Annotated in this window: 16 protein-coding genes; 13 read left to right on the forward strand and 3 right to left on the reverse strand. The window is 55.4% G+C overall.

All coding sequences use genetic code 11. The annotated features are described in order from the left end of the window. The first annotated feature begins 1 nt into the window (after nucleotide 1). The 4 genes from bcsQ (at nucleotide 2) to ACOZIO_RS01435 (ending at nucleotide 8,988) form a co-directional block, all read left to right on the forward strand. Nucleotides 2-745, forward strand: a complete 744-nt coding sequence (gene bcsQ, locus ACOZIO_RS01420) for a cellulose biosynthesis protein BcsQ (RefSeq protein ID WP_217138613.1) — start codon at nucleotides 2-4, stop codon at nucleotides 743-745. Then, on the forward strand, nucleotides 742-3,357 hold the full coding sequence (bcsA, locus tag ACOZIO_RS01425; protein WP_421594849.1) for a UDP-forming cellulose synthase catalytic subunit: 2,616 nt from the start codon (nucleotides 742-744) through the stop codon (nucleotides 3,355-3,357). Before bcsQ ends, bcsA begins: the two co-directional genes overlap by 4 nt. After that, nucleotides 3,354-5,693 carry a cellulose biosynthesis cyclic di-GMP-binding regulatory protein BcsB gene (gene bcsB / locus ACOZIO_RS01430; RefSeq protein ID WP_129951237.1) on the forward strand — a complete coding sequence of 780 codons (2,340 nt, stop codon included), beginning with the start codon at nucleotides 3,354-3,356 and terminating at the stop codon, nucleotides 5,691-5,693. Before bcsA ends, bcsB begins: the two co-directional genes overlap by 4 nt. A 70-nt stretch (nucleotides 5,694-5,763) precedes the next feature. After that, entirely contained in the window at nucleotides 5,764-8,988 is a 3,225-nt protein-coding gene (locus tag ACOZIO_RS01435) for a cellulose synthase subunit BcsC-related outer membrane protein (RefSeq protein WP_421594998.1), read from the forward strand. 490 nt (nucleotides 8,989-9,478) lie between these two features. On the opposite strand, the gene hutG is transcribed toward ACOZIO_RS01435, so the two are convergent. The 3 genes from hutG to hutC all read right to left on the reverse strand — a co-directional run bounded on the left by hutG (nucleotide 9,479) and on the right by hutC (nucleotide 12,548). Next, nucleotides 9,479-10,315, reverse strand: a complete 837-nt coding sequence (hutG, locus tag ACOZIO_RS01440) for an N-formylglutamate deformylase (RefSeq protein ID WP_421594850.1) — start codon at nucleotides 10,313-10,315, stop codon at nucleotides 9,479-9,481. Continuing rightward, complete coding sequence (gene hutI, locus ACOZIO_RS01445) at nucleotides 10,312-11,574, reverse strand: imidazolonepropionase (protein ID WP_217220577.1); 1,263 nt, start codon at nucleotides 11,572-11,574, stop codon at nucleotides 10,312-10,314. The genes hutG and hutI overlap by 4 nt, the downstream gene beginning before the upstream one ends. Before the next feature lie 170 nt (nucleotides 11,575-11,744). Further along, on the reverse strand, nucleotides 11,745-12,548 hold the full coding sequence (gene hutC, locus ACOZIO_RS01450; RefSeq protein WP_129990743.1) for a histidine utilization repressor: 804 nt from the start codon (nucleotides 12,546-12,548) through the stop codon (nucleotides 11,745-11,747). A 246-nt stretch (nucleotides 12,549-12,794) separates the two neighbouring features. Between hutC and ACOZIO_RS01455 the strand changes: the two genes are divergently transcribed. The 9 genes from ACOZIO_RS01455 to ACOZIO_RS01495 all read left to right on the forward strand — a co-directional run bounded on the left by ACOZIO_RS01455 (nucleotide 12,795) and on the right by ACOZIO_RS01495 (nucleotide 23,564). Continuing rightward, on the forward strand, nucleotides 12,795-14,168 hold the full coding sequence (locus ACOZIO_RS01455; protein WP_421594851.1) for a formimidoylglutamate deiminase: 1,374 nt from the start codon (nucleotides 12,795-12,797) through the stop codon (nucleotides 14,166-14,168). Next, the gene (locus ACOZIO_RS01460) at nucleotides 14,165-14,749 is read left to right on the forward strand and encodes a HutD family protein (protein WP_421594852.1); all 585 of its coding nucleotides are present in this window, start codon (nucleotides 14,165-14,167) and stop codon (nucleotides 14,747-14,749) included. Before ACOZIO_RS01455 ends, ACOZIO_RS01460 begins: the two co-directional genes overlap by 4 nt. Nucleotides 14,750-14,993: 244 nt before the next feature. After that, nucleotides 14,994-15,974: an ABC transporter substrate-binding protein gene (locus ACOZIO_RS01465; protein ID WP_129951243.1), complete on the forward strand. Its 981-nt coding sequence runs from the start codon at nucleotides 14,994-14,996 to the stop codon at nucleotides 15,972-15,974. A gap of 17 nt (nucleotides 15,975-15,991) precedes the next feature. Next, nucleotides 15,992-16,873 (forward strand): ABC transporter permease, encoded by an 882-nt coding sequence (locus tag ACOZIO_RS01470; protein ID WP_129990740.1) that lies wholly within the window; start codon nucleotides 15,992-15,994, stop codon nucleotides 16,871-16,873. Continuing rightward, nucleotides 16,873-17,658, forward strand: a complete 786-nt coding sequence (locus tag ACOZIO_RS01475) for an ABC transporter ATP-binding protein (protein ID WP_129990739.1) — start codon at nucleotides 16,873-16,875, stop codon at nucleotides 17,656-17,658. Before ACOZIO_RS01470 ends, ACOZIO_RS01475 begins: the two co-directional genes overlap by 1 nt. Before the next feature lie 123 nt (nucleotides 17,659-17,781). Beyond that, a complete protein-coding gene (gene hutH, locus ACOZIO_RS01480) occupies nucleotides 17,782-19,332 on the forward strand; it encodes a histidine ammonia-lyase (RefSeq protein ID WP_129951246.1) in 1,551 nt (516 codons plus the stop codon). Between the two features lie 58 nt (nucleotides 19,333-19,390). Further along, entirely contained in the window at nucleotides 19,391-21,088 is a 1,698-nt protein-coding gene (gene hutU, locus ACOZIO_RS01485) for a urocanate hydratase (RefSeq protein WP_129951247.1), read from the forward strand. A gap of 164 nt (nucleotides 21,089-21,252) precedes the next feature. Then, nucleotides 21,253-22,419, forward strand: coding sequence for a histidinol-phosphate transaminase (hisC, locus tag ACOZIO_RS01490; protein WP_129951248.1), 1,167 nt, complete (start codon nucleotides 21,253-21,255; stop codon nucleotides 22,417-22,419). Next, on the forward strand, nucleotides 22,392-23,564 hold the full coding sequence (locus ACOZIO_RS01495) for an alpha-hydroxy acid oxidase (RefSeq protein WP_205951547.1): 1,173 nt from the start codon (nucleotides 22,392-22,394) through the stop codon (nucleotides 23,562-23,564). The genes hisC and ACOZIO_RS01495 overlap by 28 nt, the downstream gene beginning before the upstream one ends. Nucleotides 23,565-23,593: the final 29 nt, after the last annotated feature.

Below are 23,593 nucleotides of genomic sequence, written 5' to 3' on the forward strand. Positions count from 1 at the left end.
TATGGCTGTCATTGCCTTACAGGGCGTTCGTGGCGGTACGGGGACCACCTCGGTCACGGCTGCACTGGCCTGGGGTCTTGCGCAATTAAATGAGAAAGTGCTGGTGATCGACTTTTCACCGGAAAACTTCCTGCGGTTGCACTTTGGTATGCCTGTCGCTCAGGCATGCGGATGGCGCTATGCGCACAATACGGGGACGTCCTGGCAAAACTCTGCACTGCGCTACCATTCTCATCTTGATCTCCTGCCTTACGGGCATGTCGCAACGGACGACAACAATCAGCCTGATTTCGACTGGCAAAAGGCGATCACTCAGCTTAAAAATACCGGTGTCTATGACTGGATCCTGATCGACTCTCCGGCAGCCGATCCCTTACCTGCACGCACACTTGCCGACCGCACCGTCGTGCTTCTCCATGCTGATACTCAGTCACACCTGCGTTTACATCAGTATGTGCTGCCAGCCAACGGGCATTATCTGCTCAACCAGTTCATTCCTTCCAGCCAGTTACAGCAGGATATTCTGTTGTTATGGCAGGAAACGTTGCCCGCCCTGATCCCGGTGATTTTACACCGCGATGAAGCAATGGCGGAGTCACTGGCGGCGAAACAGCCTGTCGGGGAATGGAAAAATAACAGCAAAATCAGCCGTGAGATTAACACACTGGCGAACTGGTTCCTGCTGCACTTACGCCATCCCGGGGACGTGCATAGCCAGAAAACGCCGCGGAGCCCGGCAAAATGAACCGTCTGCTCAATCTGTTTCTGGTGCCGCCGGTCGTTCTCGAATTACAAAATCGCTACCGGCATTATCGCGCCAGCCATTCCTCACGTATGGCCGCAGGTCTGATGATTATCTGTGTGGCGTTGTGCTGGTTGTTTTTACGTTTTGAATCCCCGTTCTGGCAGCGCGTTAATGCACAGCGCACCCGCTGGTATCCGCAAATTTCGCCCTCTCAGCCGCGTCTGGCCGATCCGCTGCGTTATATCGTGCAAAGTGTATGGCTGCTGATCATCCTGCCATCTGAAGGCAGACGCGGGCGTGTGATCTATAGCCGCTGGCCGCAGCAGTTGCGCGGGAAAGTCCATTTGTGGCTCAGATCATTGCCCGGACAGGTCACCCAAAATCCGCTGGAAACTCAGGTCACACGACGTATCGGCAAAATGAACCGGCTTACTAAACGCATACTGGTGTTACTGACTGCTTTGCTGACGATCACGCTGGCGATGTTCTGCATTTCTCAGCCTTTTGGCTATATCGCGCAGTTTGTTTTCGTGGTGCTGCTGTGGAGTATTGCAATGATTATCCGCCGTATTCCGGGACGTTTCCCGGCGCTGATGATGATTGTATTGTCGCTGACCATTTCCTGTCGTTATTTATGGTGGCGGTACACGTCAACGCTGAACTGGGAAGATCCGCTGAGTCTGATTTGCGGTCTGCTGCTGCTAGGGGCGGAAACCTATTCCTGGACGGTGCTGGTGCTGGGGTATATCCAGACCATCTGGCCGCTTAACCGTAAACCGGTGCCCATGCCTGCGGATATCTCGACGTGGCCAACGGTGGATCTGCTGATCCCGACCTATAACGAAGATCTGAGCGTGGTGAAACCGACATTGTACGCCGCACTCGGGCTTGACTGGCCCCGTGACAAACTGACCATTTATCTGCTCGATGACGGCAACCGGCAGGAATTCGCGGATTTTGCCCATGAAATCGGCGTGAAATACATTGCCCGTGAAACGCGTGAAAATGCCAAAGCGGGCAACATTAACCATGCGCTGAAACAGGCGAAAAGCCAGCTGGTGGCGATTTTTGACTGCGACCATGTGCCGACCCGTTCTTTTTTGCAACTGACCGTCGGCTGGTTCTTTAAAGATAAAAAACTCAGCATGTTGCAAACGCCGCACCACTTTTTCTCGCCCGATCCGTTCGAACGTAATCTCGGCCGAATGCGCCGTACGCCAAACGAAGGCGAACTGTTTTACGGACTGGTGCAGGACGGCAATGACCTGTGGGATGCCAGCTTCTTCTGCGGTTCCTGCGCTGTGTTGCGCCGCGACGCACTCGATGAAATCGGGGGTATCGCTATCGAAACGGTGACGGAAGATGCGCATACCTCGCTGCGAATGCACCGCCACGGTTACACTTCGGCGTATATTCGTATTCCGCAGGCGGCAGGGCTGGCGACGGAAAGTCTGTCTGCTCACATCAGCCAGCGTATCCGCTGGGCGCGCGGTATGGTGCAGATATTCCGCCTCGATAACCCGCTGTTTGGCAAAGGGCTGAAACTGGCGCAACGGCTGTGTTACGCCAACGCCATGTTACATTTTCTGGCCGGTATTCCGCGCCTGATCTTCCTCACCGCGCCCCTGGCGTTTCTGCTGTTACATGCCTATATCATTTATGCACCGGCTGTTGCCATCGCGCTGTATGTGCTGCCGCACATGATTCATGCCAGCCTGACTAATTCGCGCGTGCAGGGCAAATACCGTCATTCGTTCTGGAATGAAATCTACGAAACCGTGCTGGCGTGGTATATCGCCAGGCCAACGACGGTGGCGTTGTTTAATCCCCATGCCGGGACGTTCAATGTGACGGCAAAGGGCGGGCTGAACAAGCATGCTTACGTGGACTGGAAAATCAGCCGGCCATATCAAATCCTGATGTTGCTTAATCTGGCGGGTTTATTCTTTGGAATTTACCGCATTGTTTATGGACGCCCCGACGAAATTTTAACCGTACTGGTGAGCATGGCGTGGGTGATCTACAACATGATTATTCTGGGCGGGGCGATTGCCGTGGCGTTCGAATCCAAACAGGTTCGTCAGGCACACCGCGTAGAAGCCAGAATGCCCGCGTCATTACTCAAGCCAGACGGACATATTTATGTCTGCACCATCCAGGACTATTCCGACAGCGGTGTCGGGCTGGAAACCGCGAGTGCAAGCCAGTTTCAGCTTGGTGACAACGTCACGTTAATCCTGAGCCGCGGACAGCAGGAATATACCTTCCCGATGCAGATCAGCCGTGTGTTTGGTGAAAACATCGGTATGCAGCTATTGCCACTCACAACCCAACAACATATCGATTTCATCCAATGTACTTTTGCCCGGGCCGACAGCTGGGTATTACGCGAAGACAGTTTCCCTGAAGACAAACCGATGGAAAGCCTGCGTGAGGTACTGGGGCTGGGCATCCGGGGTTATCTGCGGATGCTGGACATCGCCCCGCAACGTTACCGACCGCTGGTGTCCCGAACACGATCGTTTGGCCGCTGGTTGCTGTCTTTTGCTCCGCGTAATCCATCGCTGGCCGTTCAGCCTGTTGAATCCAACCTGATGATGACAAAACAATGAAAAAACTTCCGATCACCACTTTTATGGCATCCGCATTGATGACATTAGCGTTGGGTTCTGCTGCACCGGCCTACAGTGAACAGGCTACTGCACCGGTTGTGCCGGGCAATGAGATACCTGCGCCTCAGGTGACGTTGCCGCTGGTGGCACCGGCGGTGAACCCGATGATTATTCCGGGCGCGCCGGTGCGCAACGTGATATTACCTTTTGCCGATGTAGCACCGAGGCCAGGGGCCATCACCTTGCGCGGTATTCAGCCGAACGGGCAGATTGAATTCGGTGTGCGCAGTGACGAAGTCGTGACACAGGCTACGCTGAATCTCGAGTTCACGCCGTCGCCGTCGCTGATCCCGGTCCAGTCGCATCTTAAGGTGTATCTCAACGACCAGCTGATGGGCGTTGAAGTGATTGATAAAGATCAGCTCGGCAAGAAAAATCACTTACAGATGACGATTGATCCGCGCTATGTCACCGACTTTAACCGTATCCGCCTGGAGTTTATTGGTCATTACCAGAACGTCTGTGAAAACCCGGCAAACACCACGCTGTGGCTGGAAATCGGCAAGGGCAGTTCGCTTAGTCTGCAATACCAGAAACTGCCGCTAAGCAACGATCTGGCGCATTTCCCGGTGCCATTCTTTGATGCGCGTGACAGCCGTCCGCTGAGCCTGCCGATGGTATTTGCCGCCTCTCCGGATGCCAGCCAGCAACAGGCGGCGGCGATACTGGCCTCCTGGTTCGGCACCAAAGCCCAGTGGCGCGGGCAATCTTTCCCGGCGCTGTATAACCAGTTGCCGGAAAGCCACGCCGTGGTGTTTGCGACTAACGGTCAGCGCCCTGATTTCCTCAAAGAAATGCCGCCGGTGAAAGGGCCCGTCGTGCAGATGGTCAGCCGCCCGGATAATCCGTACGTCAAAATGCTGCTGATCCTCGGTCGTGATGATCAGGACTTACTGACAGCAGTAAAAGGCATTGCGCAGGGAAATATCCTGTTCCGTGGCGAAACGGTCGGTGTCGATAAAGTGGATCAGATCCAGCCACGCCAGCCGTATGATGCGCCAAACTGGGTGCGCACCGACCGTCCGATGAATTTTGGCGAACTGAAACAGTATGCAGAACAGTTACAGTCTGACGGCATCCAGCCGAACCCGGTCACGCTCAACATTAACCTGCCGCCGGATCTGTTCCTGATTAACAGCACCGGTATTGATATGCGGCTGAAGTACCGTTACACCTCGCCACAGCTCAAAAACACGTCGCGTCTGAGCATCAGCCTGAACAACCAGTTTGTGCAGGATCTGACCCTGAAAACCGGACACGATGAGGATTCCCGGTTACTGCATCTGTCCCTGTTGCAGGGGCTGCTGGATGGCAGCAAGGATCTGAATATTCCGGCGCTGAAACTGGGTGCGGTAAACCAGATGCGTTTTGATTTTGACTACACGTCGCTGCTGGCAAGCGGCAGCGAGGGCCGCTGTGAAACCTATAACACCGTGCCAAATCATGTAGTGATCGACGACAGCTCCACCATCGATTTCTCCGGATACCGTCATTTTATGGCGATGCCTGATTTGCGCGCCTTCGCGAATGCCGGATTCCCGTTCAGCCGCCTGGCGGATTTATCCCAGACGCTGATTCTGGTTCAGCCACAACCGCAACCTGAGCAACTCACCACGCTGTTTGATGCGATGGGCAATATTGGCGCACTCACCGGTTATCCGGCACTTGGCGTAGGGCTGACCGAAGATGCGGCAAAAGCAAGAACCACCGACGCCGATCTGCTGGTGATCGGTAACTTGCCTGCGGATTTGCGTGACGACAGCATGCGCGATGATAAAAAAGCTAACTTACTGATCGAGGCAGCCCGTGATGCGGTTAACACCCCCATCCGTCAGGCGTCGTTAACGGATAACAACTCACCTGCCAGCGATGCGCGGGTGGATGCCAGTGCGCAAATCAGTGCACAAGGTCCGATTGCGGCGATCGTCGGATTAAAGTCGCCATACTTTGATCAGCGCAGCGTGGTCGCGCTGATGGCAAACGGTCAGCAGGGCTTCGCAATGCTGAACACCTCAGTGCAGGATACCCGACAGCGTGCGCGGATCTTTGGTTCAGTGGCGGTGGTACGCGATTCCGGCATCAGTAGTCTGAAAGTGGGTGATACCTATTATGTGGGCCATTTACCGTGGTGGGAACGGGTATGGAACGCAATGGCGAACCATCCGGTATTGCTGGCAGTCATGGCGGTGATTCTGGTGTTCCTGGCGGCAATACTGCTATGGACCGGGTTACGTTCTCTGGCTCGCCGTCGTCTGTCTGATGATGATCAGGAATAATTTCGTGAACAGACACTCCACGAACCGGCTTTCCCGCAACAAACTGGCGCTGGCCATTGCGCTGGCTCTGATGGCTGCGCCTGCGGTTTCTGCCCCGGTCGTGTCGCCGGAACAATGGTTGCTGGAACAGGTACGGATCGGTGAAGCCAGTCATCAGGATGATCTGGTACGTCAGTCACTGTTTCGCCTGGAATTAATCGATCCGCAGAACCCGAAAGTGATGTCCGCCCGTTTGCGTCTGCTTCTCCGCGAAGGTGACCAGACCAGGGCGCAGCAGCAGCTGGAAAAAATTAAACAGGTTGCACCCGGTTCGGATGAATATCAGCAGGCACAGCTGAGCCTGAAAATCGCCTCGCCGGAAATGCAGCAAAAACTCCAGCAGACGCGCTTACTGGCAACCGCCGGGCGGCTCGGTGAAGCTAAGGCGCAATATGACGAGTTGTTTGGCGGCCAGCCGCCGACGCTGGATCTGGCGGTGGAATACTGGCAACTGATTGCGCGCCTGCCGGGGCAGAAAGCCAGCGCACAGGCGCAGCTCCAGGCGCTGAATAACCGGTATCCGGGGGATGTGCAGTTACGCCTGCAACTGGCGCAGATGGCGTTTGACGCAGGGGATGATGCCAAAGCGGTGGCGCTGATTAAGCAAATCGCTGCCACCAATGAAGGGCGTTCGCCTGCCGCTGACTTATGGCTGGCCCAGATTAAAGACCAACCCGTGGGCCATCCGAGCGCTGAGGCCCTGCAAGAGTTTATTACTACGTTTGATACCGGTCCGCAGGTGATTGCCGCACAACAGGAGCTTCAGCGTCAGCAGGCGTTGCTGGCCGATCCGCGTTATCAGGCACGACTCCGGGGTCTGGCGCAAATTAATCGGGGTGGTTCAACCGGCGCGATTGCCCCGCTGAAGCAGGCATTGCAGGCGAAACCCAACGATGCCGAGGTTCTCGGGGCGATGGGGCTGGCTTACTCCCGTGCCGGTAACCGCCAGCAGGCGCTGACCTTATTCCGGCAGGCGAAAGCTGCCGAAACCGACGGCTATAATGCGGATAAATGGAACAGCCTGATCCAGACCAACAGTTACTGGCTGAAAATCGATCAGGGCGACAGGGCGCTGAAAACCGGACAGCTTGAACAGGCTGAAGCGGCCTACAACCAGGCACAGCGACTGGACTCCCGTGATCCGTGGGCGCAGATCGGGCTCGGCGATGTGGCGGTTAAGCGTAAAAATGACAGGCAGGCAGAGCAGGCTTATCGCCGCGCACTCAGGCTGGAGCGCGATAACAGCAGTGCCCAGCGCGGTCTGGCAAATATCTATCAGCGTCAGTCGCCGCAAAAAGCCCTGGATTACATCAGTTCACTGCCGGCTGCTTCACAGGCGAAACTCAGCGACAAACAGCGGGGACTTCAAAGTGACGTTGTCACAATGGAGGCGGAAAAATATGCTGCCCGGCACAACTGGAATCAGGCCGCGAACCGCTACGGCGAAGCGCTGAAGCTGAATCCGGACGATGTCTGGACGACCTACCATTACGCTAATGCCCTGCGTGAGGCGGGCGAAGCGGCGCAGGCGGATACGGTTTTCGCACAGCTTGCGGCGAAACGTCCGGTGGATCCGCAACAGGTTTACGCTTATGCGCTCTATCTTTCCGGCTCCGGTCGTGATGATGCCGCTCTGCACCATCTGAATACATTGCCGCAGGCGAAATGGGACGCCAACATGCGTGAAGTGGCGCAGCGCATTCAGCTCGGTAAAACCCTGGCCGCTATCGATGCTTCACTGGCCGCAGGTCATACGCAGCAGGCGAAACAGCAGTTGCAGCAGGCTGATCTGCATGACCTGAGCCTCAATCAGCAACGGCAGATCGCCATGGCCTGGCGTGATGTCGGTGACACTACCCGGGCCTTTGCGCTGATGCAGCCATTGAAAACGGCTGCGCGTTCACAACCGGCCGGACAAGACAAAGCACTGATTTATCGCAATGCCGCCAGCCTTGAGCAGCAGCTCGGCGAGCCAGAACTGGCGCGTCAGGATTACGGGCAGGCGATGGTCGCCAGTGGCATCACCGACAAAACGCCACAGGACAATGACAGTTATACACGTCTGATCCGCAACAATCCGGCGGATGACTGGCTGAAACGCGGTATCCGCTCTGACGCAGGTGATCTTTACCGTCAGCAGGATATCAATTTCACGGTGGATACGGATTCGTGGACCTCGAGCGGTACGCCGGGCAAATCTGATCTCACCGCCAACACCACCATGTTGCAGGCAGATATGCCGGTGTATCAGGGGCGGGGATTCCTGCGGGCCGACTGGGTGCGTATGGATGCCGGAACCTTTGATAACGAAAACGGTAATTACGAAGCCAGTTTCGGCACCTGTCGTGATCAGAATTGCCGCCGATATCGCAGCCAGACCGCTAACGGTGTCAGCCTTGGCGCGGGCTGGGAAAATGAACAATGGAAAGGGGATTTAGGCACCACGCCGCTGGGTTTCCCGGTGGTTGACTGGGTAGGCGGGCTGGCTTACAGCGGAGACTGGGGTGATATCGGCTGGACGACCACGGTTTCACGCCGTCCGGTGTCCAGTTCGTTACTTTCTTTCGCCGGCGCAAAAGATCCGGGCACCGGCACCACCTGGGGCGGCGTTCGCGCAACCGGTGCCAGCCTTGGGTTAAGTTACGATCAGGGGCTGGCCAACGGGGTGTGGGCTGACCTCAGCGCGCATCAGCTGACCGGTGAAAATGTCGAAGACAATACCCGCGAACGCCTGATGGGGGGGTATTACTACAAGGTTATCAACGAAGATAATCGCCGCGCGACAGTGGGCCTCAGCTCCATGCTCTGGCATTATCAGAAAGACCTTAGCGGCTACACCCTGGGACAGGGGGGATACTACAGTCCGCAACAATATTTCTCGGTTGCCGTACCGGTGAATTACCGGCAGCGCACGGAGAACTGGTCATGGCAACTCGGCGGTTCCGTCTCCTGGTCTCGCTCCTCAACCAGCGATCAAAAACGTTATCCGATCCAGAATCTGATCCCGGATTCATTACCGGATAAAAATGCCATTGAAACCGGCAGTAGTGGTTCTGGTTTTGGTTACACGTTGCAGGCACTGGTTGAACGGCGTGTCAGTTCTCACTGGACCATCGGCGGGGGAATTGATATTCAGCAAGCGAAGGATTATACGCCAAGCCATTTCCTGCTGTACGCGAGATACTCGATGAGCGGCTGGCAAGGGGATCTGGATATGCCACCGGAACCGTTAGTGCCGTACGCGGACTTTAAGTAATGCCAGACCGGGCATTAGGGCGGTTTCTTGCTTGCAGCGAAAGCGGAATCGAGATGATTTCGGTTTCTTAACAGCGGTTATGACGTTAAACCTCAAGACCTTGGGCTCGCCGCCCAAACTGGCCCAGAGGACGCGTAAGCGCGCGCCCTCCGGATTCCGCGCTTTTTCACTGCGCGCTTCGCTCGCTGGCTATGTTTCAGGTACCGCAGTGACAGGCTGGAAATCTTGCCGCGTTGCGGTTCCGTCACTCGGTCCTGGAGCCTTTGGTCTCCAGGCCGCTCCGTTCAGCAAGCTTTCTGAATCGCCCCTGGCTTTTAAAAAAACAAAACAAGTAAGGTTGCGACGTAGAAGCCTGAGGCCGGTTCCAAAATACCGCCGGAGGGAGAGGTGGAAAACCGCGTGTCTTTTTACGCGGGTTGTAACCCGAACGAAGGGAACCGTGCAGCGGCGGGATTTTGCAGCTATCCTTAGCGGCCAGCGAAAAGTGAAATTAACCAGCGCCTTGTTTATACCTGTCCGCCCCCCAATCCACCATTCTCTCCAGCAACTGCCTCAACAACACCTGTAATTCGGCCGCCTTGTCAGGTGAATACGAAAACGGTTCAATCTCCTCCATATAATTCACCTGCGCCAGCTCAAGCTGAACGGCATGAATATCCCGGTCAGGCTGACCATAAGCTCTCGTGATATATCCCCCTTTAAACCGGCCATTAAGCACATGACTGAAGCGGGTTTGTTGCTGGCAGGTTCTGTCGAGAATTTCACTCAGCGCCGGTGAACAGCTTGCGCCGCTGTTGGTGCCCAGATTGAGATCCGGTAGCCGGCCGTCGAAAAGACGCGGTATCACTGACGCAATCGAATGTGCATCAAACAGCAGCGCATAGCCGGATTCCTGTTTCATACGCGCCAGTTCTGACTGTATTTTCTGGTGATAGGGTTGCCAGATTTGATCGAGATATTGCTGGCGCTGAGTGTCTGCCGGCGTCATGCCTGGTTTAAAGGTCTCGCGTCCGTCAAAAAGCGTCTCGGGGTATAAACCTGTCGTGGCGGTGGTATACAACGGTTTATCGTCAGCAGGCCGGTTCAGGTCGATAACGAACCGTGAATACTGGCCGACCAGAATACTGGCACCCAGTGAACGCGCAAAATCATACAGCTGCGGGATATGCCAGTCGGTATCGGAAAGCGGAAGAGCGGCATCGCTCAGACTGCTGGCCACTTCTGGCGTAAGCTGCGTCCCTGCATGGGGGATGCTGATCAGTAACGGCGCGGTACCCTGGGTAAAATGGTATGGCTCAGCGATAACATTAGCAGTTGAAAGACTCATGAACGGAACTCTCCTCGTACTTCTCCACGATAGACAACAGTGCAGGGCAACTGACCACCCAGCCAGTAAACCAGTTCCGCAGGACGTGACAGCGGCCAGTGTATAAAATCAGCAACTTTTCCCGCTTCCAGCGTGCCGTGTGTTTCCTGTAAACCGAGCGCGCGCGCACCGTGGCAGGTGATCCCGGCCAGTGCTTCCTCAGGCGTCAGTCGGAATAACGTACACCCCATATTCAGCATCAGACGCAAAGAAAGCGCAGGCGATGTGCCCGGATTAGCATCACTGGCCAGCGCCATCGGCACCTGATGTTTGCGGAACGCCTCCACAGGCGGGCATTGCGTTTCGCGCAGCAAATAATATGCCCCCGGCAGTAATACCGCGACGGTGCCGCCGGCGGCCATGGCCTGCGCATCTTCGTCCGTGGCGTATTCCAGATGGTCGGCTGACAGTGCATGATGTTTTGCCGCCAGCGCACTGCCATGCAGCGAAGACAGTTGCTCGGCGTGTAATTTTACCGGCAAACCTAAGGCTTCTGCGGCATTAAAAACCCGTTCAACCTGGTCCGGTGAGAATGCCAGGTGTTCACAAAAGGCATCGACGGCGTCGGCCAGGTTTTCACTGGCAACGACTGGCAGCAATGTGTTGCAGATGAGATCTATATAGTCATCCGCGCATCCTTTGAATTCCGGCGGCAGGGCATGGGCGGCAAGGCAGGTGGATTTCACGTCGACCGGCAGCATGACGCCCAACCGGCGGATCACCCGCAGCATTTTCAGTTCACTTTCTACGCTCAGTCCGTAACCGGATTTAATCTCAACACAGGTCACGCCTTCGGCCAGCAACGGTTGTAAACGAAACAGCGCCTGTGCCAGAAGTTCATCTTCAGTGGCCTCACGGGTCGCATTCACGGTGGACAGAATACCGCCACCGCCTGCAGCAATTTCCGCATAGCTGACGCCGTTCAGTCGCTGTTCAAATTCTGCGCTTCGGTCACCGCCAAATACCAGATGCGTATGGCAGTCAACGAAGCCCGGGGTGATGATCCCTCCCTCGAATTCATGCTGTGTGGCGCCTGCGAAAACCGGACAATCTCGGGCGGGGCCGGTCCAGACGATCTTCCCGCCTGCGACCGCAATCGCGCCGTTTTCAATCAGGTTGTAATGCCCGTCCTGCATGGTCACCAGGGTGGCACCACGCCATACGCTGTCACAACGCGCAGGCGGCTCGGAGGAAAAAGAAGGGGATATTGCTACCGGCATGACAGGCTCCAGGCTGAATTCATCTTGTATAGACAACTAAAGTCAACCTAACGCATAACGGTAAAACCGGCAAGTCAGCCAGCGATAGTTTTTTCTTATTACGAGACGTCTTCCAAAATTCGAACGAAGCGATAGCGGCCATGCAAAGCCGCCATTAAGGTGTGCCGGAATCAGCCATGGCTGGTGAAACGTCCAAATAATTGATAACGGGAACCCGGATAAATCAGACGCGCGGAAGTCACTACGCGGCTGCCGCTCCAGGTCCGGCGGTGGATCAGGAGGCAAGGCTCATGTTCATTAAGTTGCAACAATTCGCGCTGCTCATCACTGGCACTGATGGCTTCAACGCGATGTTCACCCGCCGTCAGCGGCGCGATTTCCATCAGATACGTATAGGGTGTCTGCTTGTTCAGCACCTGTTGCAGATAATCGGGGGCGGTTTCCGGGTTCACAAAACGGTCTTCAATCTGCACCGGTACGTTGTTCTCGTAATGAACAATCTGCGAATAAAATATCATCGTACCCGTGGCGATACCCAGTTGCAGCGCCTGATCAGCGTCGGCCAGGCGTGCCTCGCACACCAGAATCTTGCTGTCATGACGATGACCGCGCCGGGCAATTTCATCGGCAATGTTGTGCACTTCCAGCATCGGGGTATAAGCCTTGGCTTCGGCCACGAAGGTTCCGACGCCCTGCATGCGGATCAAAAATCCCTCGCTGGTGAGTTCGCGCAGGGCACGGTTGATGGTCATCCGGCTGACGCCAATCTCATTGACCAGTTCACTTTCAGACGGCACCCGCTGATGCGGTTTCCAGACACCGGCGCGGATTTGGCTGATGATCGCCTGTTTAACCCGCTGATAAATTGGCGCGGGTGTATCGCTCATCGCGGCCGCCAGTTCAGACAATGTCTGCTGCGACACTCCCTGCTGTGGCACGGCACCATTTTGCAAAAGTGGTATGGGCTCCGACATGACTCTTACCTCACTCAATGAAATTCCAGAAATATTGGGAAAGTTTGCCTGTCCGCCCGGCAGTTTCCATCAGAGGAAAGTAAACGGAAAGGGCGTGACAGAAAACGAAATTTATAAAAAAAGGGTTGTTGCAAGTTTACAGCGCAATCAGGCATATGTATATGTATAGACAAGTCGCTTAAAAGTTTTGCAATTGTTTCCATAAAATTGCGTTTATGTTTCTTCTTACTGCTCAGGAATGCTGTCATGCCTGCTTATTTTGCTCCACGCGCTTTACTTGCTGATGGCTGGGCGCACAACGTGCAGCTGGATGTCGATGTTGCCGGAATGTTGACTGCGGTGATCCCGGACGGCGATCCGCAGGGTTGTCTGCCCCTTTCCGGCCCGGTGGTTCCGGGCATGCCGAACCTCCATTCGCATGCATTTCAGCGGGTGATGGCCGGACTGGCGGAAATCGCCGGGGATCCTCAGGACAGTTTCTGGACCTGGCGTGATCTGATGTACCGCATGGTGCAGCGCCTTACACCTGAGCAGGTGGGTGTCATTGCGCGTCAGCTCTACATAGAAATGCTGAAAGGTGGCTACACACAGGTGGCTGAATTCCACTATCTGCATAATGATATCAGCGGACAGGCTTATGCCGACCCCGGCGAAATGGCCGCGCATCTCAGTGAAGCCGCCTCGCAAACCGGCATCGGGCTGACCATGCTACCGGTGCTTTACAGTTATGCCGGATTTGGCGCACAACCGGCACAGGCCGGACAGAAACGGTTTATTCAGGATACGGACAGTTATCTCAGGCAACAGGAAATTATCCGTAAACGGCTCAGTGGTAAAAGCCTGCAAAATCAGGGGTTGTGCTTCCATTCCCTGCGCGCCGTAACCCTTGAGCAAATGCAGCAGGTGTTGCAGTCCGGCGATAAAACCCTGCCGGTGCATATTCATATCGCCGAGCAGCAGAAAGAAGTGAACGATTGTCTGGGCTGGAGCGGGCAGCGTCCGATTTCCTGGCTGTATGACAATCTGGATATTGATTCCCGCTGGTGCCTGATCCACGCCACGCACGCTGACCGTTTCGAGCTGGCAAGTATGGCAAACAGCGGAGCAGTCGCGGGGTTGTGCCTGACTACTGAGGCTAATCTGGGGGACGGGATTTTTCCCGGCGTCGATTATCTGGCACAGTCAGGGCATTGGGGCATCGGTTCCGACAGCCATGTTTCCCTGAATGTGGTTGAAGAACTGCGATGGTTTGAATACGGGCAACGCCTGCGTGACCAGCGGCGTAACCGGCTGACGACTTCAGCGCAAAACTCGGTGGGCGATGTGCTTTACACGCAGGCATTACTGGGCGGCGCGCAGGCTTGCGGCGCGGCCATCGGGCAGCTTTCTGTCGGTTATCGTGCCGACTGGCTGGTGCTCGACGGGCAGGATCCTTATCTCGCTGCGGCAAAAAATCATGAACTGCTTAACCGCTGGTTATTCGCCGGTAATGCCGGACAAATTCGTGATGTGTATGTTGGCGGCGTACCGCGCATTGTGGACGGCCAGCATGAGCAACAACAGACTGCGGCGGCGGATTTTCTGGCGCTTCTCCGCCACCTTGCGGAGGATGCCGCATGATCGCCTGGCACCATTTTGCCTTCGATGAACTGCCGGTCAGCCCATGGCGTAACGGCGGTGGCGAGACCCGTGAAATCTTCAGTTTTCCTGCCGGTAGTCATGATTTTGACTGGCGTGCCAGCATTGCCACTATCGCACAGAACGGGCCGTTCTCGGCATTTCCCGGCATTGACCGCTCCATCACTTTGCTGAGCGGGGAGGGCGTGCATCTGCAGGCACCGCCTGAGGTTGATCACTTACTCAATGTTACCGGTGAGCCGTTTGCCTTCAGCGGTGATAGTGCGCTCAGTGCCCGTCTTCTGGGCGGTGTGACGACCGATTTTAACATCATGACGCGACGGACTGAATGTGTGTCACGGGTGGTTACCGCGCAACAACATCTTCATGTGACCCGTGAAAACGGCGGGGTGGTTTATGTTATCAGCGGGACGTGGCAACAGGCGGATGGCCAGCCCCTGCGGGCGGGCGAGGGATATTACTGGTCTGAAACAGCGGCAGCATCGCGACAGGCATCGGTGAGTCTGACCCCTGTTGATCAGGCACAGAGAAGCCTGCTGTTATGGGCGGCCATTACACGATAAATACCCTGCAGGGTTGCGCTAAAAGGGAGCATGCAACGCACTGAATTGATTCACCAGCCCGCATGGGACGAGGCGTAACCGGCGCCGGATGTGGCAAAACGGCATCAGCATAAACTGGCATAAAGCTTGCTTTGTTATTTTCGACTCACTTGTATAGACAAGAATATACAGTAGCGTAATTTGCTTGCGGCGTTTGACAGTCACAGGCATTTCCCCGAGACAGGCATATTGGCAGGAGTGGCAGATGAGCAACAAGATTACCAGGGTTGTACTGAAACGTTCGTTGTCGTTGTTAGGGCTGGCAGTAGCGCTGGGCAGTATGGCTGTCAGTGCGGCACAGGCGGCCGATACGCCGGTTGCTGTGGGTATTTCGGGCTGGACGGGGTTTGCCCCCCTGACACTGGCAGACAAAGCGGGCATCTTTAAAAAGAACGGTCTGGATGTCACGTTAAAAATGGTGCCACAGCAGTCGCGTCATCTGGCCATCGCTTCCGGTTCCCTGCAATGTGCGGCGACCACGGTTGAAACCTATTTAACTTGGAACGCCAGCGGCGTGCCGATCAAACAGATCGTACAGCTGGACAAATCCTACGGCGCGGACGGTATCGCCGTACGCAATGGCATCAGCAAAGTCAGCGACCTGAAAGGCAAAACCATCAGCGTGGATGCCCCGGGCACGTCTTCTTATTTCCTGCTGGCGTGGATCCTGGATAAAAACGGCATGACGATGAAAGACGTCAAACTCGCCACTCTCGGGCCGGACGCCGCCGCACATGCCTTTATTGCCGGACAGAATGATGCCGCCGTGACTTACGAACCCTACCTTTCCACCATCCGTCAGAGCCCGGACAAAGGAAAAATTCTGGCAACCACGCTGGACTATCCGATGGTCATGGACACGCTGGGCTGTACGCCAGCCTGGCTGGATAAAAACCCAAAAGCCGCGCAGGCGCTGGTGAACAGCTATTTTGAAGCGCTGGATATGATTAAGAACGAACCGGAAAAGTCCAACGAAATCATGGGCGCAGCGGCGAAAGAGACCGGAAAACAGTTTGCAGAAGAATCCAGTTATCTGCGCTGGCAGGATCGGGATGCCAATAAGAAATTCTTCAGCGGTGAGATTGTGACCTTCACTAACGAAGCGGCGCGACTGCTGACGGAGATGAAAATTCTGCGTAAAACGCCGGACATCAACACACTCTATGACGCGAAGTATGTGAAATAGCAATGAAGGACGGCGATATGAACACTCCTGTCAGTCAGGCAGCAGAACAACCCATGACGACAGAGTCAGCCTTACGTGAGCCGGCACCGTTGCCGGCAAGCAAAAAAGTCTGGCATAACCCCATGATGGTGCCTTTGCGGCCGGTTGCCGCGCGGCATCGCGTGTTCCTCGGGTTCTGTTTCTTTGTGCTGTTTTTTGCCGTATGGGCGCTGGTGACGTTTACCGGCCTCGTCTCCGCCACATTTCTTGCCAGTCCGGCGAGTATGTTGCAGGAAGGTATTTTACTGTTTACCGATTTTGATTTTACAACCGACATCGGCATGACCGTCATGCGGGTGCTGGGTGGATTTATTCTGGCTTGCGCCATTGCTGTTCCGCTCGGCATCTTCATGGGGTCTTACAAACTGATTGAGGCTTTTTTCGAGCCGTTTGTATCGTTTTGCCGTTATCTGCCTGCGTCAGCATTTGTGCCGTTGCTGATCCTGTGGGCGGGTATTGGTGAAATGCAGAAAATACTGGTGATTTTCATTGGCTCTTTTTTCCAGATAACCCTGATGGTGGCGGTGACCGTAGGTGCAGCGCGGCGTGATCTGGTCGAAGCTGCGTATACATTAGGCGCAACCAACCGGAGTGTCGTGCGCCGGGTAATCATTCCCGGTGCGGCACCGGAAATAGCCGAGTTGCTGCGCCTCGTGCTTGGCTGGGCGTGGACTTACGTGATTGTGGCAGAGCTTATTGGCTCTTCAAGCGGTATCGGTCATATGATTGTTAACAGCCAGGCGCTGCTCAATACCGGGCAAATGATCTTCGGCATTATCGTGATTGGTTGCATTGGTTTGCTCTCCGATCTGTTGTTCAAAGCGGCCAACCGTCGCCTGTTTGTATGGAGTTCATTGTGATGAGCCATCCGAAACTGAGTGTCCGTCAGGTTGAACGTATCTTTACCGGTCCGCAGGGTGAGAAAACACAGGCGCTGTTACCGGTGGATTATCAGGTTAATGAAAACGACTTTATCACCATCCTCGGGCCCTCAGGCTGCGGTAAATCTACATTACTGCGTATTGTTGCCGGGCTGGATCAACCGACGCGTGGCGAAGTGTGGTTAGACGGTGAACGCGTGGAGGGACCCGGTGCCGATCGTGGCATGGTTTTTCAAAGTTATACCTTGTTCCCCTGGCTGACCGTTGAGCAAAACATCTGTTTTGGTTTGCAGGAGCGTGGTGTAAGTAAGGCAGCGCAAAAAGAACGCAGCGACTACTTTATTCATAAGGTCGGGCTGCGGGGTTTTGAGCAGCATTTCCCGCGTCAGCTTTCCGGCGGGATGCAGCAACGTACCGCCATCGCCCGCGCGCTGGCGAATGATCCAAAAATTTTGCTGATGGATGAGCCTTTTGGCGCCCTGGATAACCAGACCCGCGTGATGATGCAGGAACTGCTGTTATCGATCTGGGAATCCTCACGCAAAACCGTGTTGTTCGTGACGCACGATATTGATGAAGCCATTTTTATGGCCAACAAAGTGGCGATTTTCAGTGCGCGACCGGGGCGGATCAAAACCGAGGTGGCGGTTAATTTCCCGCATCCGCGGGACTATACCCTGAAAACCTCGCCGGAATTTATGGCGCTGAAAGCGCAGGTTACCGAAGAAATTCGGACCGAAACGATGCAGACAATCGAACACTGATTTCGTTGCCATGTGTCTGCAGATAACAGGTTTTTGATTCGTCATGTAATACATATATACCCGGCGGGCTGAGTCCTTCGCCGGGTTTACTTCCGGTTTAACTTGTCTATACAGGAATAGATTATGGCTTCTTCATCCCATGTGTTAACCCTTTGCCGCCTGCAACCGGGTCATGTTGATCTGCCGATGCTGCGCAAGATTTATCAGGGCAATGTTCGCCTTGAACTGGCTGAGGAGGCGCGCGCGGGCGTGCTGGCGTCACAGGAAACGGTCACCCGCATTGTTGAATCAGGAAAAGTGGTTTACGGCATCAATACCGGTTTCGGCAAGCTGGCCCAAACGCGTATTCCGGCGGAACGTCTGGCGGAACTGCAACGCAATCTGGTGTTGTCACACAGCGTCGGGATCGGCAAGGATCTGGCGGATAACGTGGTGCGTCTGGTGATGGCGACCAAAGTGCTGAGTCTGTCGCGCGGCCATTCCGGTATCCGTATTGAGATTATCGATGCGCTGATTGCTTTGTTTAATGCCGGGGTTTATCCCTGCATTCCTGAGAAAGGCTCTGTGGGTGCATCCGGTGACTTAGCACCGCTGGCACATCTTTCCCTGATGCTGATTGGCGAGGGTCAGGTTACGGCACAAGGCGTAAAAATGTCGGCAACTGACGGTCTGGCGACGGCGGGTCTGAAGCCGTTTGAACTCGGTCCGAAAGAAGGGCTGGCACTGCTGAACGGCACTCAGGTTTCCACTTCTCTTGCACTGTCCGGCCTGTTTGAGGCCGAACGTGTATTTTCTGCCGGGCTGGTGGCGGGCGCATTGTCGCTCGAAGCGATTAAAGGTTCAGTGAAACCGCTGGATGCGCGGATTCACGAAGCCCGGGGGCAGCAGGGGCAGATGGGGGTTGCAGCCGCGTTGACCGCTATTCTCTCAGGTAGTGACATTGTCACGTCTCATGCGGATTGCGGCCGGGTACAGGATCCTTACTCCATCCGCTGTGTACCGCAGGTGATGGGGGCCTGTCTGGATAATCTGCACCACGCTGCGCGCATTCTGCGCATCGAAGCGAATGCGGCCTCCGATAACCCGCTGGTATTTTCCGAAAACGGTGATGTGATTTCCGGTGGTAACTTCCATGCCGAACCGGTGGCTTTTGCCGCCGATATCATTGCGCTGGCCGTCGCTGAGATCGGTGCGATTTCCGAACGCCGTATGGCGCTGCTGCTCGATACCGGGCTTTCCGGTTTGCCTGCGTTTCTGGTTAATGACGGTGGTGTGAATTCAGGTTTCATGATTGCGCAGGTTACCGCAGCGGCTCTGGCGTCGGAAAACAAATCGCTGGCGCATCCGGGCAGCGTTGACAGCCTGCCGACTTCGGCGAATCAGGAAGATCATGTATCCATGGCCACCTATGCCGCCCGCCGTCTGGGGGACATGTGTTTTAACACCAGTGTGGTCGTAGGCATAGAAGCGATGGCCGCCGCACAAGGTATTGATTTCCATCGTCCGCTGCGCAGTTCAGCCACGCTGGAAAATGAAATGAAAGCGATCCGTGAAAACGTAGCGTTTCTTGAAAAAGACCGCCTGATGGCACCGGACGTTGAAATGATGCGTCTTTGGGCTTCCCGCGAGCATTGGCCTGCTGCGATTGAAGCGCTGCTGCCAAGCTTTGCCTGAGCAATTTTGTCTTATACCGACTGATTTATAACCCCTTATTTTAGAGAAGGAAACGACGATGAACGCTCCACAAAAAACGGCCGTTGCCCGCGTAATCCGTGCGCCACAGGGCACGGAACTGAGCTGTCAGAACTGGCTGATTGAAGCGGCATACCGCATGATCCAGAACAATCTCGATCCGGATGTCGCTGAGCGTCCGGAAGATCTGGTGGTTTATGGCGGTATCGGTAAAGCGGCGCGCAACTGGCCGGCGTTTGAAGGCATTCTCGACAGTTTACGTAAGCTGCGTGAAGACGAAACGCTGCTGGTGCAATCCGGCAAGCCGGTCGGCGTTTTCCGCACGCATACCGATGCACCGCGCGTGCTGATTGCCAATTCCAACATTGTCCCGCACTGGGCAAACTGGGATCACTTTCATGAACTGGATAAAGCCGGCCTGATGATGTACGGCCAGATGACTGCCGGTTCCTGGATTTATATCGGTGCGCAGGGCATCGTGCAGGGCACTTATGAAACCTTCGCGGAAGCGGGGCGTCAACATTACAACAGTGACCTGCGTGGCAAATGGATCCTGACGGCCGGTCTGGGCGGCATGGGCGGCGCTCAGCCACTGGCTGGCGTACTGGCCGGAGCCTGCGTGCTGGCGATTGAATGCCAGGAGTCGCGCATCGATTTCCGTCTGCGCACCCGCTATCTCGATTACAAAGCACACAGCATTGATGAAGCGCTGGCCATGATTGAAAAAGCCTGCGCTGAGAAAAAAGCCATTTCCGTCGGCCTGCTGGGCAATGCCGCAGAGGTGATGCCACAACTGGTTGCCCGCGCGAAAGAAGGCGGTCTGCGCCCGGATATTGTCACTGATCAGACCTCGGCACATGACCCGTTGAACGGTTACCTGCCGGAAGGCTGGAGCCTGGAAAAATGGCAGGATGCGCGGCAGGCAGATCCGCAATCGGTGGTGAAAGCTGCCCGTGCGTCAATGGCCAGACATGTTCAGGCAATGCTCGATTTTCATGCTATGGGCATTCCGACTGTCGATTATGGCAACAACATCCGTCAGGTTGCCAAAGACGAAGGCGTGGAAAATGCCTTTGATTTTCCGGGCTTTGTGCCGGCCTATATCCGTCCGCTATTCTGCGAAGGTAAAGGTCCGTTCCGCTGGGTGGCGCTTTCCGGTGACCCGGAAGATATCTACAAAACCGACGCAAAACTGAAGGAACTGTTCCCGGACAACGCAAACCTCATCAACTGGCTGGATATGGCGCGTGAACGCATTGCCTTCCAGGGGTTACCGGCGCGGATCTGCTGGCTGGGTCTTGGCGAGCGCCACCTTGCCGGTCTGGCATTCAATGAAATGGTCCGTAACGGTGAACTGAAAGCACCGGTTGTTATCGGTCGTGACCATCTCGACACCGGTTCTGTTGCCTCACCAAACCGTGAAACGGAAGCCATGAAAGACGGTTCTGATGCGGTTTCTGACTGGCCGCTGCTGAACGCATTGCTTAATACGGCGGGCGGCGCAACCTGGGTGAGTCTGCATCACGGCGGTGGCGTCGGAATGGGATTCTCACAGCACGCCGGAATGGTGATCGTTGCTGACGGTACCCGAGAAGCAGATGCCCGTCTTGAACGTGTGCTGTGGAATGACCCGGCGACAGGGGTGATGCGCCATGCAGATGCTGGTTATGAACAGGCACAAGACTGTGCTGAACGCCATCATCTGAATTTGCCGATGCCTGGCAAGTCATCACTGTAAGTGATTAATACGTCAGGAAATTAAATTGAACAATACTCACGGGCAGCGGCGCAGGCCGTTGCCCGTTTTGTTTCTAAAGTATTCGGAAAATGCTGCAAAAAGAGGCGTAAAACACCGCTGATTTACGGCATACTCGGGAGCAACTTAGCAGCGTGAGGTGAATAATGGCTTCAGATCTGGCAGTTTCTGATTCGGTATTTGAAAAACAGCAACAGCTCCTGGAAAAACTGGCAAGGCCCGCAGCACGGTCGCTGAGCGCTTATAACGCCGGGCTTGCGGCAGAGGCTGTGCAAAAAAAATATGGCGTGACGCATGTTGCCAAACTGGCCAGTAATGAAAATCCGTTGGGTGCCAGTCCGCTGGCGAGGGCCGCATTAGAAGCGGACGCCTGTTTCAGTGCGATTTATTCTGATGCATCAAGCATGGCGCTGCGTGATGCGCTGGCAGCAGATACCGGGGTGGCAGCCGGAAATATTGTTATCGGCAACGGTTCGGAAGACATTCTGCATATGCTGGCGCTGGCGTTTCTTAGCCCCGGCGACCGCGTGGTCACGCTGATCCCCTCGTTTGGTTTACATGAAATCTTCCCGCGCATGATGGGTGCCGATGTCACCATGGTGGGTGTTAATGCACAGCAGGAATTTGATATCGAAGCCTGGGAAAACGCGCTGTCCGGACCGGCGAAGATGTTGATTTTCAGCAACCCTTCCAATCCGGTGGGCTGCATGCTCAACCGGGAAGGATTCGCCCGTATCATTAATGCCGCGCCAGCGGATTGTGTGCTGGTGATTGACGAAGCCTATTTCGAATATTGCGAAACCGATCCTGAATACCCTGACAGTCTGCGCGTACTGGCTGACCAGCCACGACCGTGGATCGTGCTGCGGACTTTCTCGAAAGCGTACGGGCTGGCCGGGTTGCGGGTGGGGTATGGTTTAGCCAGTCATCCTGAACTGGTTAACCTGCTGGACAGAGTGCGTACGCCTTTCAACATCAACCGTTCGGCGCAGATCGCTGCCGTGGCGGCATTGCGGGATAAAGATCATGTCCGCGAGAGCATTGCGCTGGTCAGCACGCAGCGCGGACGCGTTGCGACAGAACTTACCGCGCTTGGTTTTAACGTCGCCTCATCGTATGCCAACTTCCTCTTCTTTGATTGCGGCCGCCCGGCCACAGAACTGGCACAACGCTTGCTTAGTTTCGGTGTAATTATCAAACCCTGGCGGGAAACCGGTTATGAAAACTGGATCCGCGTGTCCATCGGTAATGAACAGGATAACCGTCAGTTTATCGACAGCCTGAAATGTATCCTGGCGGAGGGGGCAGCGTGAAACGTGTTGCGCTGAACATTGACGATTTGCGCCGGCAGGCGAAATGCGCATTGCCCCGTTTTGCATTCAGCTATGTCGAAGGCGGGGCGGATGATGAACAAACGCTGAAAGACAACCGGGAGATTTTCGGGCGCTGGCGCTTTATTCCGCCGGTGCTGAACGATTCCAGCCAGCGCGATTTATCCGTCACGGTGTGCGGACAGCGCCTTTCAGCGCCGTTGCTGATTGCGCCGACCGGCTATAACGGCATGTTGCGTTTCGGTGCGGATGCCATGCTGGCCCGTACAGCGAAACATGCGGGTATCGGTTATATCCAGAGCACCGTTTCAACTGCATCGGTTGAAGAAATTGCGGCAGAAAACCTGCCGCAGCATTGGTTTCAGTTGTATGTGCTCAAAGACCGTGCCGTCACTGCCGGACTTTTGGCGCGCGCGAAAGCGGCCGGTTGCACCACGCTGGTGGTCTCGGTTGATGCGGTGCATTTCGGTAACCGTGAAAAAGATAAGCGTAATTACCGGCGGCCAATGAAGCTATCGCTTTGGAGCATGCTTGATGTTGCGCTGCATCCAGGCTGGGTATGGCGAACCTTAAAACCGGCGGGAATGCCCGGGTTCGGCAATCTCAAACCCTATGTTCCGGCGGATAAGCAACGCGGGGCGGGTGGGGCGAGCTACTTCTCGGCGCAGATGGATACCCGTCTCAGCTGGGAAACTCTGCGCTGGATCCGCAGTCAGTGGCAGGGCGCCTTGTTGATCAAAGGGATCCTGGCGCCGGAAGATGCACAACTTGCTTTTGCGAGCGGAGCCGATGGCATTGTGCTGTCAAACCACGGCGGACGTCAGCTTGACGGCTCGGTGAGTGCGCTCGAAGTGCTGCCGGACATCCGGACACTGTGCGGTTCGCAGGCGACGATCCTTATTGACAGTGGCTTTCGCCGTGGCACTGATGTCGTTAAAGCACTGGCGCTCGGTGCGGATGCGGTCCTGCTCGGCAGACCGATGCTGTATGGCGTCGCCGCAGCCGGTGAGGCGGGTGCGCAACGGGCACTGGAGATTATTTTGCAGGAAGTTGACCGCACAATCGCGCAGCTTGGTTGCACGTCGGTCAGCCAGCTGGGGCCGCATTTGTTACGTCTTCAGCCATAAGCAGTTGAATGAACAGAAAGATCCTTTGA

The organism is Rahnella sp. PD4, from assembly GCF_049199325.1.
In the GTDB taxonomy this organism is placed as follows: Bacteria; Pseudomonadota; Gammaproteobacteria; order Enterobacterales; family Enterobacteriaceae; genus Rahnella; species Rahnella perminowiae.